We start from the raw sequence: 260 nt of genomic DNA, 5'->3' as shown, positions 1-260 counted from the left end.
CCTCATCGAGAAAGCCGTAAAAGATAATGGAGTGGTACTCATCCCCGCATTTAGCATCGGCAGAACCCAAGAGCTACTGTACGAATTTGAACAGATTATTTACCGTAATAAGCACAACCCAATGTGGCAAAACATCGACATTATCGTCGACTCCCCCATGGCGGCTAACTTCACCCAAAAGTATAGTCAATTCAAAAAATTATGGGACAACGAAGCCAAAAGAAAACTGGCCCAAGGACGCCATCCGCTCGACTTTAATC

At 44.6% G+C, this 260-nt stretch carries 1 pseudogene; it reads left to right on the top strand.

The window, feature by feature from the left end:
* Nucleotides 1-260, top strand: a pseudogene (locus AAEZ02_RS22825) (MBL fold metallo-hydrolase); the annotation flags it as partial.

Source organism: Shewanella sp. T24-MNA-CIBAN-0130 (assembly GCF_040310185.1).
Classification (GTDB): Bacteria; Pseudomonadota; Gammaproteobacteria; order Enterobacterales; family Shewanellaceae; genus Shewanella; species Shewanella psychromarinicola.
The sequence above is the reverse complement of the archived record's forward strand: the minus strand, read 5'-3'. Positions and strand labels throughout refer to the sequence as shown.